This is a genomic window from Mucilaginibacter sp. P5_A6 (assembly GCF_056400585.1).
In genome coordinates this window covers 1-17,454 of sequence record NZ_JBFUKZ010000040.1, presented here as the reverse complement: position 1 = coordinate 17,454, position 17,454 = coordinate 1, and the positions used below count along the sequence as shown (strand labels likewise).

Annotated in this window: 15 protein-coding genes; 11 read left to right on the top strand and 4 right to left on the bottom strand. The window is 40.5% G+C overall.

Translation table 11 applies throughout. The annotated features are described in order from the left end of the window. Window positions 1-19 precede the first annotated feature (19 nt). Complete coding sequence (locus AC1DO4_RS26590; RefSeq protein ID WP_477420793.1) at window positions 20-1,720, top strand: M3 family oligoendopeptidase; 1,701 nt, start codon at window positions 20-22, stop codon at window positions 1,718-1,720. 226 nt (window positions 1,721-1,946) lie between these two features. Here AC1DO4_RS26590 and gloA2 read toward each other — a convergent pair whose 3' ends face one another. Then, window positions 1,947-2,336, bottom strand: a complete 390-nt coding sequence (gene gloA2, locus AC1DO4_RS26585) for an SMU1112c/YaeR family gloxylase I-like metalloprotein (RefSeq protein ID WP_477420792.1) — start codon at window positions 2,334-2,336, stop codon at window positions 1,947-1,949. After that, on the bottom strand, window positions 2,336-4,558 hold the full coding sequence (gene purL, locus AC1DO4_RS26580; protein WP_477420791.1) for a phosphoribosylformylglycinamidine synthase subunit PurL: 2,223 nt from the start codon (window positions 4,556-4,558) through the stop codon (window positions 2,336-2,338). Before purL ends, gloA2 begins: the two co-directional genes overlap by 1 nt. 783 nt (window positions 4,559-5,341) lie before the next feature. Between purL and AC1DO4_RS26575 the strand changes: the two genes are divergently transcribed. Then, the gene (locus AC1DO4_RS26575; RefSeq protein WP_477420790.1) at window positions 5,342-6,439 is read left to right on the top strand and encodes an AAA family ATPase; all 1,098 of its coding nucleotides are present in this window, start codon (window positions 5,342-5,344) and stop codon (window positions 6,437-6,439) included. A 258-nt stretch (window positions 6,440-6,697) separates the two neighbouring features. Here the strand turns inward: AC1DO4_RS26575 and AC1DO4_RS26570 are convergent, their stop codons facing one another. Both AC1DO4_RS26570 and AC1DO4_RS26565 read right to left on the bottom strand, forming a co-directional pair. Next, window positions 6,698-7,423 carry a hypothetical protein gene (locus tag AC1DO4_RS26570; RefSeq protein WP_477420789.1) on the bottom strand — a complete coding sequence of 242 codons (726 nt, stop codon included), beginning with the start codon at window positions 7,421-7,423 and terminating at the stop codon, window positions 6,698-6,700. Between the two features lie 225 nt (window positions 7,424-7,648). After that, a complete protein-coding gene (locus AC1DO4_RS26565) occupies window positions 7,649-8,644 on the bottom strand; it encodes a DUF2971 domain-containing protein (protein WP_477420788.1) in 996 nt (331 codons plus the stop codon). 177 nt (window positions 8,645-8,821) lie between these two features. Between AC1DO4_RS26565 and AC1DO4_RS26560 the strand changes: the two genes are divergently transcribed. The 9 genes from AC1DO4_RS26560 to AC1DO4_RS26520 all read left to right on the top strand — a co-directional run bounded on the left by AC1DO4_RS26560 (window position 8,822) and on the right by AC1DO4_RS26520 (window position 17,183). Beyond that, window positions 8,822-9,937 (top strand): AAA family ATPase, encoded by a 1,116-nt coding sequence (locus tag AC1DO4_RS26560; protein ID WP_477420787.1) that lies wholly within the window; start codon window positions 8,822-8,824, stop codon window positions 9,935-9,937. After that, the gene (locus AC1DO4_RS26555) at window positions 9,937-10,974 is read left to right on the top strand and encodes a hypothetical protein (protein ID WP_477420786.1); all 1,038 of its coding nucleotides are present in this window, start codon (window positions 9,937-9,939) and stop codon (window positions 10,972-10,974) included. Before AC1DO4_RS26560 ends, AC1DO4_RS26555 begins: the two co-directional genes overlap by 1 nt. After that, complete coding sequence (locus AC1DO4_RS26550) at window positions 10,971-12,605, top strand: DUF262 domain-containing protein (protein ID WP_477420785.1); 1,635 nt, start codon at window positions 10,971-10,973, stop codon at window positions 12,603-12,605. The genes AC1DO4_RS26555 and AC1DO4_RS26550 overlap by 4 nt, the downstream gene beginning before the upstream one ends. A 162-nt stretch (window positions 12,606-12,767) precedes the next feature. Further along, window positions 12,768-12,953: a hypothetical protein gene (locus AC1DO4_RS26545; RefSeq protein WP_477420784.1), complete on the top strand. Its 186-nt coding sequence runs from the start codon at window positions 12,768-12,770 to the stop codon at window positions 12,951-12,953. A 505-nt stretch (window positions 12,954-13,458) separates the two neighbouring features. After that, complete coding sequence (locus AC1DO4_RS26540) at window positions 13,459-14,217, top strand: hypothetical protein (protein WP_477420783.1); 759 nt, start codon at window positions 13,459-13,461, stop codon at window positions 14,215-14,217. A 211-nt stretch (window positions 14,218-14,428) separates the two neighbouring features. After that, window positions 14,429-14,644 (top strand): hypothetical protein, encoded by a 216-nt coding sequence (locus AC1DO4_RS26535; RefSeq protein ID WP_477420782.1) that lies wholly within the window; start codon window positions 14,429-14,431, stop codon window positions 14,642-14,644. After that, window positions 14,634-14,960, top strand: a complete 327-nt coding sequence (locus tag AC1DO4_RS26530; protein ID WP_477420781.1) for a type II toxin-antitoxin system RelE/ParE family toxin — start codon at window positions 14,634-14,636, stop codon at window positions 14,958-14,960. Before AC1DO4_RS26535 ends, AC1DO4_RS26530 begins: the two co-directional genes overlap by 11 nt. 114 nt (window positions 14,961-15,074) lie before the next feature. Beyond that, window positions 15,075-16,601, top strand: coding sequence for a TlpA family protein disulfide reductase (locus tag AC1DO4_RS26525; RefSeq protein WP_477420780.1), 1,527 nt, complete (start codon window positions 15,075-15,077; stop codon window positions 16,599-16,601). A 414-nt stretch (window positions 16,602-17,015) separates the two neighbouring features. Further along, complete coding sequence (locus tag AC1DO4_RS26520; protein ID WP_477420779.1) at window positions 17,016-17,183, top strand: hypothetical protein; 168 nt, start codon at window positions 17,016-17,018, stop codon at window positions 17,181-17,183. Window positions 17,184-17,454: the final 271 nt, after the last annotated feature.

The following is a 17,454-nucleotide window of genomic DNA, read 5'->3' as shown; positions in this document are numbered from 1 at the left end:
AATTTGCACATCTAAAAAAATGATCCACAAAAAAACAAGAACATATATCCCGGCTACGCTCGATATCAAATGGGAAATACTTGAACCCATTTATAAAGAACTACTTGACCGCCCTATCAATTCGGTTAAAGAACTGGAAAAATGGCTGCACGACAGAAGTGAATTAGAAGCCGCTTTAGAAGAGGATTCGGCCTGGCGTTATATCCGCATGACCTGCGATACCACCAGCGAAGAACTACTACAAAACTTCCAGTATTTTGCAACCGAGATATCACCAAAAATTGCCCCTTATGATAACAGTTTAAACAAAAAGCTGGTAGCAAGTGAATATATAGATCAGCTTGACGGCGAAAAATATTTCATCTTTTTAAGGGCCATTAAAAAGAGTTTAGAGCTTTTCCGCGAGGAAAACATCCCGGTACAAACCGAGATCCAGGTGGAGCAGCAAAAATACCAATCGATCACCGGTGCCATGTCGGTGCATATAGATGACAAGGAGTTTACTTTGGAGCAGGCTTCCGTATTTTTAAAAGGTACCGACCGGGCCAAACGCCAGGAGGCTTGGGAGAAGATAACCGCCCGCCGTTTGCAGGATAAGGACACTTTAGATACTCTTTTTGATCACCTGCGTAAATTGCGCCATACCGTGGCACTAAATGCGGGATTTGAGAATTTCAGGGATTACATGTTCCAGGCGCTTGGCAGGTTTGATTATACGCCGCACGATTGCTACCTCTTCCATGAAGCCATCGAAAAAGAAATTGTGCCTATCCTTCGTGGCGAGGCAGAAAAGCGCAAGATAGCCCTTACCCTGCCAGTTTTAAAGCCGTGGGATATGGATGTGGATGTATCTGGCAAACCGGCCTTAAAACCATTTCAAAATGGCAGCGAACTGATTGAGAAATCTATTCAGTGTTTTAGTAACATTAACCGTTACCTGGGCGAACGTTTGGAGATTATGAAGGATAATAACCTGTTTGATGTGGAAAGCCGCAAGGGCAAAGCACCAGGTGGCTATAACTACCCGCTATCAGAAACGGGGGCCCCATTCATATTCATGAACTCGGCCAATACCTTCCGCGATTTAACCACCATGGTACATGAAGGTGGCCACGCGGTACATACTTTTTTAACTGCCGACCTGGAGCTGAACGATTTTAAACATTGCCCGTCTGAAGTTGCCGAACTGGCTTCCATGTCGATGGAATTGATATCGATGGATAACTGGGATGTGTTTTTTGATAACGAAGAAGACCTTAAACGCGCCAAACGCGACCAGCTTTTCGATGTGCTTAAAACCCTGCCATGGGTAGCCGTGGTCGACCAGTTTCAGCATTGGATCTATACCAACCCCGGCCATACAGATGCCGACCGTAAAACCGCCTGGATAGAGATTTATGAGCCATTTGGTGCAGGATTTGTGGATTGGAGCGAACACCCGGATGCCGAAGCCAACCTGTGGCAAAAACAGCTGCACATTTTTGAGGTACCGTTTTACTATATTGAATACGGAATGGCCCAGTTAGGCGCTATTGCGGTGTGGAAAAACTATAAAGAGAACCCGGAGAAAGGCTTAAAGCAATACCTGGATGCCCTTAAACTTGGCTATACCAAAACCATCAAAGAAATTTATGAAACCGCAGGCATCAAGTTTGATTTCAGCGCGGCGTATGTGAAGGAACTGGCAGAGTTTGTGAAGGGGGAAATGGATAAATTGTAAAACCTCACCCAACCCTCTCCTTTGGAGAGGGCTTTGATTTACATTCAGCATCGCAAAGACTTACGAAGTTTGATTGTAATAGATAACAGACAAATTTTGCGTTAGGGACAGTAGCGGGTACCGGCCCGTGCCTAATGCCTTGTGCGCGTATGAGCGGATGGCCCGGCCGCAGGCAACGCCCTTATTTATATTTGAGATATTAGATGTGAGAATTGGGATTTTACAGCTACCGCTCATACAACTCCAGCGGCAAGCCATCGGGATCTGCAAAGAAGGTAAAGCGTTTATTGGTAAGTTCATCCACCCGGATAGGCTCTACCTCTACCTCAAATTCCTGCAGGCGATAAACGGTGTCATCCAAATTATCTACCTCAAAAGCCAGGTGGCGCAGGCCGGCAGCTTCCGGGTGCGAGGGACGCGGTGCGGGTTCCGGAAATGAAAAAAGCTCAATCTGGTAGCGGTCGCCCACTTCCAGATCAAGCTTGTATGATTGTCGTGCTTGGCGATATACTTCACGCACTATTTTTAACCCCAGTACCTGACTGTAAAAATGTTTCGACTTTTCGTAGTCGGAACAGATAATGGCGATATGGTGTACCCGGGTTAGTTTCAGCATTATTCGCCTAAAATAGAGTGTAGTACATTGCTATGAACCATTTTCACATCGGTAACGTGGCCAAACAACTCTTCGTCAACATTAAGGAAACCATTGTTTACGGTACCCAGCAGGCTGAACTCCGTTTCGCTGGTGGCCATAAATTCAATAAAGCGTTCCTGCTCCTCGGGTGCTACGGTTACCACTACCCTACCCTGTGCCTCGCCGAAAAGGAAGGCATCCTTGCGGATAGTATCATCTGTAGCAATATCAAAACCTAAACCATTTGGCATAGCTGATTCCAACAGGCAGGTGTATAAACCACCATCGGCTACGTCATGGGCGCTTTCCAGCACACGGTGTTTGATGAGTTCTTTAATGGTTTGCTGTATAGCGTACTCTTTATCAATATCAAAATACGGGGCCGGGCAAGCGGTAATTTTATGCCATGAGGCCAGGTATTGTGAAGATGCGATATCATTTACCGATTCGCCTATCAGGTAGATCAGGTCGCCGGGTTGTTTAAAATCGGCGGTCATGATGTTTTCGGTATCTTCCATTACACCCAGCATACCAATGGTAGGCGTTGGGAATACAGAGCCACCATCTGCAGATTGATTATAGAAACTCACATTACCGCCGGTAACAGGGGTTTCAAACTTGCGGCAGGCATCGCCCATACCTTTAATAGCGCTTACAAACTGCCAGTATACCTCGGGGTTGTAAGGGTTACCAAAGTTTAAGCAATTGGTGATAGCCACAGGCTCGCCACCGGCACAGGTAATGTTACGGGCAGCCTCGGCAACGGCAATAGCAGTACCCTTGTAAGGATCGGCGTATACGTAGCGGGAGTTACAATCTGTTGTTAATACTATGGCTTTGTTGGTATCCTTAACGGCTACAACGGCTGCATCGCAGGCCAGGTTGGCTGTCATGGTTTGTACACCTACCATGCTATCGTACTGATCGGTTACCCAACGCTTTGACGCTAAGTTAGGGTGGGCAGAAAGATGCTCTGCAACCTCAACCAGGTTAGCCGGTTCCGGCACATCATCTATATTAAATTGCTGGTTAATTGCATAGTAAGCAGGCTCGCGGTATTCGCGCTCGTAAACAGGGGCGCCTCCGCCTAAAACAAGGTCGTCTGCAGGGACATCGGCCACTTTTTCGCCATGCATGTAGTATTCTAAGCGTTGGGTATCGGTAACCTCGCCTATGATGGCGCAGTTAAGGTCCCATTTATCAAATACGGCTTCCACCTCTTTTTCACGGCCTTTATGCACCACAATCAGCATACGCTCCTGTGATTCAGAAAGCAGGATCTCGTAAGGCTTCATATTGGCCTGGCGGGTAGGTACCAAATCCAGGTCGATACGCATACCGTGTTCGCCTTTGGCGCTCATTTCGGAGTTGGAGCAGATGATACCGGCAGCACCCATATCCTGCATACCAACCACGGCGCCGGTTTTAATAACTTCTAAGGTTGCCTCTAACAACAGCTTCTCCTGGAATGGGTCGCCTACCTGTACGGCGGGAAGGTCATTCACCGAATCTTTGCTGATATCCTTCGACGCGAAGGCCGCGCCATGGATGCCATCTTTACCTGTGGCAGAACCTACTATATAAACAGGGTTACCAACGCCGTATGAGGTTGCAGAGACGGTTTCGCCCGCCTTAACAATACCTGCCGACATGGCATTTACCAATGGGTTAACGTTGTAGCAATCGTCAAAAAACAATTCGCCGCCAACGGTTGGGATACCAAAGGCGTTGCCGTAGTGACTGATGCCTTTTACCACGCCCTTAACCAGCCACTGGGTTTTTTCCAGTTTAAGGTCGCCGAAGCGCAGGGAATTTAGCTGGGCAATGGGCCTTGCACCCATGGTGAATATATCGCGGTTGATACCGCCCACACCTGTTGCCGCGCCCTGGTAAGGTTCAAGGGCCGACGGGTGGTTATGTGATTCTATTTTGAAGGCGCAGCCAATGCCATCGCCAAGGTCAACCAGACCGGCGTTTTCTTCACCTGCTTTGGCCAGCATGCGGTCGCTGTCTTTAGGCAGGGTTTTTAGCCAGGTGATGGAGTTTTTGTACGAGCAGTGTTCGCTCCACATTACCGCGAAGATGGATAGCTCGGTAAAGTTGGGCACGCGCCCTAAGATCTCTATAATACGTTCAAATTCTTCGGGTAGTAAGCCTAAATCTTTGGCGGTTTCAACGGTGGTTAATTCCTGGTGCTCCAAGGTAATATTGTTTTATTTTGAAAGGATGCGCAAAATTAGGAAAAAAAGCGGAAAGGCGAAAGGAAGTAGATAGTATCAAGTAGTTAGTATCAAGTAGCAAGACAAATGGCGGTTATGCCAACCTTCCCATACTTTCGGACTCTTCTCCTGTCTTGATACTTGATACTAACTACTTGATACTAAAAAGCGTTCCATCGGAACGCCTGGTACGCCCGGAACGGCATGGAACGCCTTGATGTTGGCTATCAATACTTTATGTTTTTAGAAAACAGCCTATGGAACACCATTTATACTGATTGTCAAGCACTTGCATTTTTGATAAATTGACACTTTTTGCTCAAATCCGGCCCCTGCAGTATGAAAATGTGCCCTGCATAACATAAGGACAAAAGACTTTCGGATAAAGGACAAAAGACTTTTTGAAACCCGAAACCTATTTAACCTTGTCTCAAATCTCATATCTAACATCTCATATCTAATCCAGGGGTCGATAATAATCGAGAAAAATCAAGAAAAATGATAATAAAAAGAGGTTAACTCTTGAATTAACGCCATTTATTTAGCCAGCATGTTTAACCCGCAATGGTGACAAAACAGTGTCACCATTTTTGCTTAGGCGGATGTGTAAATTTGTAAGGAACCGGCTGCGGGTGACGAGGTGCAGGTTTTGGTTAAGCCCGAACAATGCACCTTAACTACCTCCAACTTCACCCACATCCCCCACGTTAACTACATCAAAAATCTTGATACTTGATACTAACTACTAACTACTTGACACCACTCATGCAAACATCAGAAAGACCACCCATCATCGAAGATCTCCGCAACGAGATCCGCGGAATCATTCCCGCCAAAAGCAGCAACACGAACCACGCAACACGAACCACGCCCCCCTCCACTCCCGACCCTGAAACGGTTGCCGACCTGTTCCATATCCACTCCCTTAACCAGTGGATGACCATGGAAAAAGAAAGCGACCAGCCCCAGATGCTGTTCGACAGGTTTTGGATAGAAGGCGAGCTGTGCATCATGTTTGCCGATACCAATATGGGTAAAAGCATCCTGGCTGTGCAGCTTGGCGACAGTATTACCCGCGGCAAGTCCATTACAGGTTTTCAGTTAGGGGCCAAACCCACACCCGTGCTGTATATCGATTTTGAGCTTAGCTCCAAACAGTTTGAGCAGCGGTATACCGGTAAAAACGGTACTTATAAGTTCGACGACAATTTTCACCGCGGCGAGTATAACCAGCTGAGCATGCTCCCCATCGATCAAAAAAATTACGATGATTATGTTATCGGCGCGCTCACCCGCGGTATTAAAACTACGGGCGCCACGGTGCTTATTATCGATAACATTACCTGCCTGCGCAAGGGCACCCAAAGCGCCAACGAGGCCCTGCCCCTCATGAAAAAGCTCAAATACCTTAAAACCCGCCACGGCCTCAGCATCCTGGTGCTGGCGCATACCCCCAAACGCAACACAGCCATACCCATTAGCCGTAACGACCTGCAGGGCAGCAAAATGCTCATGAACTTTTGCGATAGCGCCTTCGCCATAGGCGAAAGCCAAACCATGCCGGGGTACCGTTACCTTAAACAAATAAAACAGCGCAGCACCACCGAAACCTACGGGTCCGATAACGTTTGCCTGCTGAAGCTGGAACACCGCAACAGCCTGCTCCAGTTCACCCTTACCGCTCACAGCGCCGAACACAGCCACCTGCGCCGGCCCGACCAGCAGGACCGCGACCGCACCGCCCGCCAGGTTGCCGATCTGCACCGCCAGGGTTACAGTCAGCGCAAAATAGCCGCCAAACTCCAGTTAGGCCTGGCCACCGTAAACCGTATGATCAGCTGGGCAACGGGTGGGGAAGTTTAGGATATTCGGACTTTCTGATGTTCGGACTTTCGGACAAAGGACGTTCGGACTTTCGGACAAGGGACTTCCGTACCCTCAGGGAGTTTTTAATAAACTACTTCAGCTTGATTATCAATATGTTATAATAATTAAATTATTACAGGTCTCCGAATAGGTCTCTCATTAAGAAAGAAGTCAAAAATGCTATGCTCTTAAGTGCTAAATTAAACAATTAGCGTTATAACTACAATATGAATTTGCATTTGATTCCGAGCATTATTAGATCAGATCCCAATTATCCCGGATTTCAACAGTCGCTTTATTTATTGCTGTTTCTGCATCTGCGACATCTGCTGCAGAATATAGTCGCCATCCGATCACGTCAACTAATATGCAGCTTTTAGGATATAGTTTAACCCCTTTTTCCTCATAGAACTGCTTCAAAACAAATAGCTTGGCTTCTGCTTCTTCCTTTTTTAATTTAGTCGAGGAAAAGTTAAACTTTAAAAATCCAATGTGGTCAACGCCCACCTGGTCTAAAAGGAGCATATCAGCCATTGCGCCAATCTTGACACCATTCTTTGCTATTGCGTTTCGCCTGCGGCTCAAGTTGCTGTGGAGCGTGTGTTGCTGCAATATTGGTATGAGTAGCGGAGCCATAGCTACCAGTGCTTCTAATCCCTTGGCAGAATAGATTCGGTTTTTGTGATCGTCTTTTTTTTCGGTATAGCTTTTCGCTTCTTTCCGATAAATTGCGGCTTGCCTTTGAAATTCTTCAAAATACAATTCTTCCTGGCCAATGAAATTACCCTCAAATAGTTCACAGACCAGTTTTCTGGCCATTTCGTAAAATCTTGGTATATATTCAGGAGGATATTTGCAACCTTTTATGATTCTCAGTTTTCCAGCTATCGTAGCGACAATATAACGCGATATCATTGTTAGTGATATCCGGGGTTCTTTAACAATCTTAAGGACCTTAACCGCTTCTTCAACTTCATTCATAGTATTCGTAACTCTCTTATTATTAATTTATTAAAATTACAAATTAACGCCGGCAGTAACAACGCAAAGTTTTAAACAAACACCATAGTTACTAACAATTTTAGCATTTTAAACACAAGTCAAATTGTTTTCAGAAGTTTTTTAATAAATAACCCACCGATAAAAAGCGGATTTATTCCTAATTAAGAGTATAGGCGGTAGAAATATCGATAAAAGGTGTTGACATTACCTTCTTTGCCAGATAATAGCCTTAGGAAATGATGCTTTCAAGGTTCCGGCAATCTCCTTAAAGTCTGTTTCCGAAACGAATTTTCCGCAAACGACCTCGGTAATTGTCAAGTCGAAAAAAGGATTCAATTGCTCATTTCCTATAAGCGGGAGATTAATATAATTTCTCCCCGTCTCATTTACGTAATGTACAGGAAAAATTTTGTTTAATATCGCTCTATGATTCAGAAGTGGATGATCGTCATAATGAAAACAAAGCCGCGTTTCATTTTCCCAATTATACTTTGCCCTTTTGTAAAATTTAGAAAACTGAACTATCCCATCCAATAAGACTACTTTGTTATGATGTTTTTTTAATTGATAATTGATGGAATTTAAAAAGTCGAAAGAATAGCCTTTGTCATAAAAAATATCCCTAAAATCAAATAGCCATTTTTTATTTTCCTCGAATCTGGAAAACCTAAAACCAATGGCAACTCCATGATCTTTATCAGCATAGTTCCTCCAAAAATTTTCGTTATGATTATCCTGAGTAAAGCATAAAATGAAGATTTCCTTTCTGTCAACATCTGCCGGGGAATCGTCCTGTGGGTTAAGCTTATTTTCCCATGCTTTCTTTTGAAAATCTGCCGCGACCAGCGGGTAAAAATGACCGGTACGCTTAAAGAATTCTGTATATTCCGCAAAATCATTAGTATCGTTCGATGAAAGACTACTTATCTGAATAGATTTGTTTTTAATTATATCTAAAGTAATTTGAACATTTTTGAAATGATGAAACTGTCCAAAATCGTTAAATCTGTCTTTTGATAGTTGGTTAAAAATACTGTTTATAGGATTACGATTCTTTTCAAACTGTATAATGTTTTTTAAACTTAAAAAAGCTTCTGGCTTTATATCACTTTCAAGGACAGTATCTACCTCAAAGTCGAAGTTTGCCTGCTTGATTTCTGAATTAAAAATTTCTGCAATCTTTTTTCTGTCTAGTTCCATTTATAATTGTTTTTTACCATATAAAATATTGAATTTTCCTTGCCCATCAGAATTGCTATGCCAATCTGATTTATTCCTCTAAAGTAAATTAATAAATATTGCATAGCAATTTAGTACATATTTCATCTCTTTGGTTAAATTTGACCTACAAGCATATTCTTGTCAAGTAATCGAATTATGGTCAATAAGATCTCATTTTTAAATTATAAGTCTTTTAAGAACCTCCAAGAAATTGAATTTTCCCCAATTACTATTTTAATTGGAAAGAACAGTTCCGGCAAAAGTGCTATTTCTAAACTTCTTCCTCTACTGTCAGATAGCCTTTCCGGTAAATTCTTACCGGCTTTGAAATGGGAGAATCACGGCATCAAATTAGGTCTTTCAAATAAGGATCTAGTTTATAACCGTGCAATCACCAGTATTCTTGAATTGAATATATCTGCTGCGGATGAAACATTAGAGGTTTCGGTCGGAATCGACAGAAAGGACCGCCCAAATATATTTAAATGGATTTACAACGGTGAATCAGTAGAACCATCAAGTGTAAAATTTAAAGGCCTAAAAGTAGAAGGTCGCGATTTTAAAAACTTAAAAATCAATTACGATTATATTGGTCCTTTCAGAGAAATACCTAAGCCTGGGTACTCAAATAGCTTTGAGAATTATGATACAATAGGCATTACAGGCAATAATGCCTATCCGATATTAATTCAAAGCTTTGATAATTCAGATGCTCTATTGGGATTAGTAAGCAAATGGTACGAAGAGAATTTCGAGGGGTGGAAGATTGAAGTAGTAGAAGTGGTGGCACCAGAGCCGACCTTTCAAATCGTATTGTCTAATAAGAGTATAAACCAAATCAATATCGTCAATGTTGGCCAAGGAATGAACCAAGCTTTACCTCTCATTGTTCGATCATTTATGCCAGAAGACGAAGAGGTAAGAATCGTTATGGAGGAACCCGAGACGCACTTGCATCCTGCGGCCCATGGAAATCTGGCACAGCGATTTGCAGATTCCTACATAAGCAACAATAACAAAAAGTATCTAATTGAAACCCACTCACAAAACTTTGTATTACGGTTGCGACGATTGGTGGCTGAGCAAAAGCTACGTAAGGAAGATTTGGCGATTTATTACGTAGATTTCATAGAAGAATCTAATGAAAGTGTTATAAAAAAAATACCCGTAGACGAAAAAGGGGGTGTCAAATGGTGGCCGGAGGGCATTTTTACAGAAACTTTGGCAGAAACTCGTGCAATTAAAGATGCGCAAATTAAGGAAACCGAGTAATGTGGATTGAAATAGCTAAAAACACTTTTGAAACTAAAGACTCCAAAGGCTTTTACTTTATATTAAACCTGCTAACATGGAATCCGGGCGCCTCCGTTCCTAGATATAATGTCTATGTTGACAGTAGAGATGTTGCTCATACCGATAATTATTCGAACCTTAACATAGACGATAAGAAACTGCTTGACGATGAATTCGATGCTTATTGGACGACGAATGCCAATGTTAGTTATCGAATCACTGATCAAAACCAAGGCACTACATCTTTTAATCTTGAAGAGGCAATTCGTTTTTTTATCCAGCCAGCTTCTATCATTTTAGAGAATAATAAAAATGATTCTTCTTTCGTTCGAGCAATTATCTATCATTTTGATGCAAAGACAGCGAGAGGAAATCAAATCTTAGTTGATTTTGTTAATAATGGCTGGATTCAATTTGAAAATGCCGGCGGGTGTACAAATGTCGCGAACTTTATTGAAGGAAAACTTCAATCGTTCAATGAACTTGCCGCAAGAAATGGCACCGATCCACAAAAATACTTACGTTGTATGGTTTTACTAGACAGCGATAAGGAATTTGCCACACAACCGAAAAAGTCGGACTACGTAAAACTTGAAGCATACTTAAGATCTAAAGGAATTACCAACTTTCACTTTTTGGAAAAGCGTATGATGGAAAATTACATGCCTGATGAGGTAATTGATTCAATCAGTGAAACGAAAACCAAACCTTGGATTGACGTTTACAAAACATTAAGTCAAGAACAGAAGGATTTTTTAAATTACAAAAGCGGCTTTTCTAAAGAGCAAGACGATAAAGGCGTAAGAAAACCTTTAAAAGCGGAAATCCTTGCACTTTATAATATAGATAAAGCTAACTTTGACCATCTTGATAGAGGACTAAATTACGCACACTTCAAAGATACTTTTCCTAATTTGTTTATTAGTAGTGGACATGTCAATAAGTTTACCCTTAACAACAGGGCCAATTCTAATGAGTTAGAAAGGATTCTAAGTAAGATTAAAAATTTAACATGAGTGAGAAGCTCCAGATACACACACGAGTAAGGCGATTATTTCACTACATCGATGATTTTCAGAAAGGAATTATTCGGGTCCCAGCTTTTCAGCGCGAATTTGTCTGGAAAATGAAGGATAAATTAGAACTTTTTGATAGCATAAAGAATGGCTACCCAATTGGATCTATTCTTTTTTGGAGACCAGGGGCTGAAGCTGATGGTGATTTTTTTCATTTTGAGGCAGAGAAAATCGGGTCATATTACATTCCGAATCGTTCCAACGAACATTTTTTCATCTTGGATGGATATCAACGTATCTCCACTTTATTCGGGTGTTTGGTTAATCCTTATGATACTACGTTAGAAAGGGATAACGAACAGTGGTTACAGGAATATAATTTAATATATAATTTGCAGGATGACAGATTTGAGTATAACAAAAAAGCCAATCTGAACGATTTGGAAATATATAAAGTTCCTTTATACAAATTTGTAGACAGTAAGGAATTTTTTGGTTTTCAAAAGCAACTCTATAATGCACACCTTTCGGACGCCGAAATTCAAAAATACATATCTAAGTACGAAACTCTTAGTGCGCGTCTTGTCGATTATCAGGTCCCTTCAATAGATATAATTGGAGGAACTGCTGTTCAGGCTGTAGATATATTCAGCAGAGTAAATTCCACAGGTGTAAGTATATCTGATGATTGGAAAATATCGGCCTTATCCTATAACCCATCCCGTAATTTCCGTTTAGGTACTGAAATCGATGATTTGCTTAAAGATTTAAAGGAATATCATTTCGGAACCATCAAACGGAATCTTGTACTTCAATGCATAATTAACTCTTTTGGAAAAGTATTTTTTGATCAGACCAATTCAAAAATGCTAGAGGAACTCGCGATTAGGGAGGATTTCATAGACGTTACTAGGACTACCTTAAAAAGCATCAGAAAGGCTGTGGCATTTCTTCATAATGAGTTATGGGTTTTAGATGCAAAGTTATTACCTTATAACAATCAACTCATTTTCATTACTGATTTCTTTACTAAATGCCATAATCCAACCCCAAAATCCTTGAATACCTTAAAAGAATGGTTTTGGATCACCTCTTATTCCGGATATTTCACACAATATAACCTGAGTAAGCAGCGTTTGGCCTATCACCAATTTCAAGATTTTATTCAAGGTGACATCGATGATCCGCTTTACGTTGATAAGCCTGACAAAAAGTTTAGCGTGTCACGTTTACCTGGAAGAATAAGTATGGGCAGTGTCAGGGCAAAGTCACTGGTTTTGCTTATGTTGAACAGAATCAAAGACCAATTAAATATTACTGGAAAGGTAGATGGTTTTAAAGTGCTGCCAATTTTCAAATCCAAGGATAAAGAAATTGCTCTGGCATTGGAAAATCAGGTTTTTTATATTGATACCCCTAATGGCCCAGTTGTTGGAAAATTGAAAGAACTAACTTCATGGTTACATTCCAGTTACGATCTTACGCCATATTTGATAAACAATGAAGTCAAACAGGCATATAATCAAAATCTAGGAACAGTCGATATTTTGGAAATACGAAAATCTCAGATTATGCTGGCAGAAAAACATTTTGTTGAAGAGCTAGGACTTGTTTATGAGGACCTAGGGTAGTCGATTTAATGGAGTTAGGTTCATCTTGAACTAGATAGATAATGTAAACAATACTTCTCAAAATTGTAAAAACTATACTTACTTAATATAACAATTCTTTCTGACAGTATGTAACTTGCAAATTATAAACTCCGCATTCTTGACCTTGCTCAAAGGTAGCGGATGGATTTACTTAATGAGACTGAGAGTAATGAACTGGAAACGTGGTTTAGATCATTGGAAGATTGTGGCTTAGGAGTTCCTACAGAAATGTCAGTTGATCAATTGGAAAAGCGGCTGAATCAATTGTTTGGAAATCCATTTAAAGAGCCGGATGATAACGAAGGGCCGCCATATCCTTTGAAGTAAATCTTATTTGTTCTTTAGCAATTCAATTTTTTCTCTTTCACTTGCTAGTAATTGTTCATAGAGCTTTTTGTTCTCTTCGAACACTTCCACAAGTTTGTCTATAGGGTTGAAGTTAAAAGTTCCATTTGTACTCCAAGCTCCAGTACCACTATTATCATTGAATGTGTTAAAGTAATTGAAAATTGACTCTTCTGAAAAGCTCCTTATTGCATCACTGGTAACCCTTCGCTGCCGCAAGCGTCCCCGGCTTGTGGCCCACATGCTAAGTATGCGCCCGGTTTCAACCTGCAAGTCACGGAGGCAGAACTTTCAGACCAAGAAAGTCACACGTCCGCCATTGCTCAATGATATAAAGGCGCTCTTGTTTACATTTCTGAACCACATGTATCATCGTTCAAGTCAACCTTTTATATTGCCGCACTTAGGAGGGATTGGTTATCTTACACCGATGAGCTTTGAATTTTAAGATAAATATTCTAATTTTAGGGGTCGAAACCTAACCTCTATGACTAAGATCTATACTATCCTATCGCTAATGCTATTTGTAGCATGTTTCCAATCATGTAAAAAAAACAACTCAATTGAAAAGGATGATTCAAATAAAGTTTCTGTAGTAAGTAAGATCACATTCCAATATTCTCCAACTCAAAAAAGAGTGGAAGAATATATATATGATAATGAAAGGCGTGTGTTAAAATCTCGTACAGAAAACTATAGTACAACTCCGGCCGGACAGTGGGAAACCTATACATATGAGTACGACTCAAACAACCGTTTGACTAAAGCGGTACTTACTAACGTTACGAATCAAGTGCAGGGAACACAGGTTTTCGTTTACAATTATAATACCGTTGCGGGTGAGCAAATTTATTTTGAAACAAGAGATGGAGTTCAGGTAGCAGTTGTCCCGATATCGCTGGACGCTAATGGAAGAGTTATTTTTGTTAAAAAAAGATATGGGTTGAAATATGATGCACAAGGTAATTTTACATACTTTGGTGCTCCGGAGGGGATGAATGATTGGAATGCAACTATTCAATGGGACGATAAAAAAAACCCTTTTCATAATGTGGTGGGTTTGAATCCTAATTTCAATTACCTGGTGGAACTTTATCCAATCCAAACTCCACACAATCTTTTAACTATAAACAATGTTGGTAAAACTGTAATTACTTATAATAAAGAAGATTTACCTGTTAACTCCACTCATACCGGAAGCGATGGCAGCAAAACAATTATCGATTATGAGTATATTAAGATGTAGTTGGATATAATCTTCAGCCTATGGCCGATGGTTCGCCGCACCATCTTGTTAAATGACGTTTTCTGAAAAAGCGTATTGACTGTTGGGTAATAAGATATCGCTTCAATATACAAAACTTTGGCCTGGTGCGGTGAAAACATCGACCAGAGGCTTAATCTTCCTATTCACTTTTTAATGTTTTAATGGTACATTTGTAGTATAAGGTAGGACAATGAAACTTGTAATCGACATTGCTGATAATAAAGCGGATAGCTTTCTGGAATTGCTTAAAAGCCATTCCTATGTGAAAGCTAAACCCTTGTCTGCGCCCGATGCTGCGGTACTGGAAGAATTAACCCATATTAAAAAGGCTTTTAAGCTTGCCGATAAAGTCAAGGCAGGCACGATCAAAAGCCGCCCGGCCTCAGAATTATTGAATGAATTATAATGTTCGTACGATCCAACCATTTGACAAACAGTTCAAACGGTATTTAAAAAAATATCCCTCGCTTAAATCGGAACTGGCAACACTCATTAGCCAGCTTGAACAAACGCCTGATATTGGTACGCCTATCGGCAATGATTGTTATAAAATACGTGTGGCGATTGCCTCAAAAGGCAAAGGAAAATCAGGCGGTGCAAGGGTTATCACCTGTATTGTTGTAAGAGATGCAGAAATATATTTGCTGTACATGTACGACAAATCCGAGCAATCGACGATTACCGATAAGGAATTGTTACAGCTTTTAGAATACATTGATTAATTGCTAATCCTTCGCTACCGCAAGCGTCCCCGGCTTGTGGCCCGAATGCTAAGTATATGCCCGGTTTCAACCTGTAAAAGCTTTACATACCATCAAAAAACAAAACTATAAGCCATGAAATACTTAATATTCTTGTTATTGTCATTCTATTGCACCCGGTTAAGTGCACAAAATGTTTCTCATCTTGCAATGGAGGATCCCAAAATGGATTCTTATCTAACTGGTCGTAAACCTGCAACATTAATTATTCAAATAAAAAATCTGCCGGATAGTGTTAAAAAAGTGGATATACAATATACACTCGTACAGATCGGAATAGGGTTTCAAGCTACAATGTTTTCGGAGACCGACGCTACTGGCTTGTCGAAAATAATTCTTCATCAAAACTTGCCTTATCAACAAATATGGTTAAGTGTAGGCGATTATTTATACGCCGGGATATACGTTAACACAGGATTGACCATTACTATAGACGTGCATAAAATACAAAAAGGTGGAGCATATATGATTGATGATGGCGTAGAATATTCAGGCAATGACGGGGAATTGAATACTGTAATGAATAAAAACATGCTGTTTAAAAAGAATGAAAAGGATAATTTATATAAAAGCTTCAATAAGCTATGTGACTCCAGAAAAAGATATACAATTGGCGCCTTCTCATTTAAGGTCGACTCCATTCGCAAACAACGTGTACAAATAGATAACGAATTTATCACTCAGTTTCCCAATTATGGTTGGGCCATTAAAGATGAGACTTTGTCTCATCTTTACGGAAATCTCTGTGTCGCTTATAGGGATGATATTATGCCGAATAAATTTTTTGACGAGATCAGTAATCATAAACCTTTTTTCACAAGTAACGATGGTGTTTTGTATTATGAGTACCTAAATATCTATAGTATAAATAACTATGTCAGTAAAAAAACAGCGGCGTTGGAAGGTACCATGACATTGTTCGACAGTTTATACACACAACATAAAGCTGATATATTAAAACTATATTTTTTGGGCTCGGAAAAAGACAGGTTTTCTAAGTCTTATCCATCGATCATCAATAGTATCAAAACAAAATGGTGCAAAAAAATCGCGACAGACGAATTGGCTAAAGCCACCATTAATCAAAAAAGGATAGATAGCTTGTTAGCTGTGTCAAAAAAATTAGAAAAAACAGATATTGGCACTCCATTGATGAAATTACCTTTCGAAGCCAACCTATACCAATTAGATACGATTGCAAACATTGATGATTTTATTCTAAACCTGAGATCAAAATTCCCCAAAAAAGCACTGATCATTGACTTTTGGGCTACCTGGTGTGCCCCTTGTTTAATGGATTTACCATTTAGCAAAAGCTTACATGAGCAAAATAAGGATTTACCTATTGAATACATATACTTATGTACTACCGCTGGTTCAAATATTAATCTATGGAAAAATAAAATCGCAGATATCCAAATTCCAGGTACGCATATTTTTATCAATGACAAAATTATAGCTAAATTAAAAACTGCCTTTAATGCAGAAGGAGGATTTCCAACCTATGTGGTTATAGATGTTAATGGCAAAGTACATCCAAAAATAATCTCAAGAATGGAGTCTTTAAATAGAGACAGCGTAAAAAAAGTTGTGGGACTTTAACTGGGCAAGACAAATTTGAATATTTATTTGATTACTGCAATACCTGCAAGTACATTCAATACCGTCCCATTCCTGGATATAATAATAATGGCGTACTTACCAAACAGATTTGTTTTTAATTGAGGATGGAATGTCAACAATTGTCGTTCCTGTTCCCCTCGCTCCCGCAAGCGCTTCGAAAGCACCTGGTATCCCTGTCCACAACGAAACTGGAGGACTTCTCCCCGCTCCCGCAAGCATTTTTCGGCGCCGCAAGCGTCCCCGGCTTGTGGCCCGCATGCTAAGTATACACCCGGTTTCAACCTGCAAAATGTGCATCATAACAAGTAGGTGGCATCAAAAAAAGTAAACACTCAGGTAAAGGCAGGAAATAAAACGTTAAATTTGGTTATAAGAATAAAGAAAGGAGTAATTATGCCAACCATTAAGAAAGTGATTGACGAAAAAGGTTTTTATGGCGACGCTATTGTTAGCGATAAGGTTAAAGACCGCAGCAATGATCCTTACTTTGTAACAAAAGCCGAAGAAGCCAAAGAGTTTTTACGCAAGCACCCCATTCCAGACCATTTAATAAAGAAATAAGCATCAATAAAAATGACAAAGCAAAAGAGGTTGGCTCAAAAGGGTCAACCTCTTTTGCTTTATTATATTCTGCCTGCTAAGAGGCTGTCTAAAAATGATTTATTAAATGTTTTTAGACTTCTAATGAAGCATATATCCACGCGTCATTGTATCCACTAGGTAATCCTGGAAAAAATGAGGATGACGTGATTTTTTGAATCGTCATTGCGAGGAACGAAGCAATCCCCAATAAGCAGGTGCGCTTGCAAATTCGCCCTGTATAGTTGGGGAT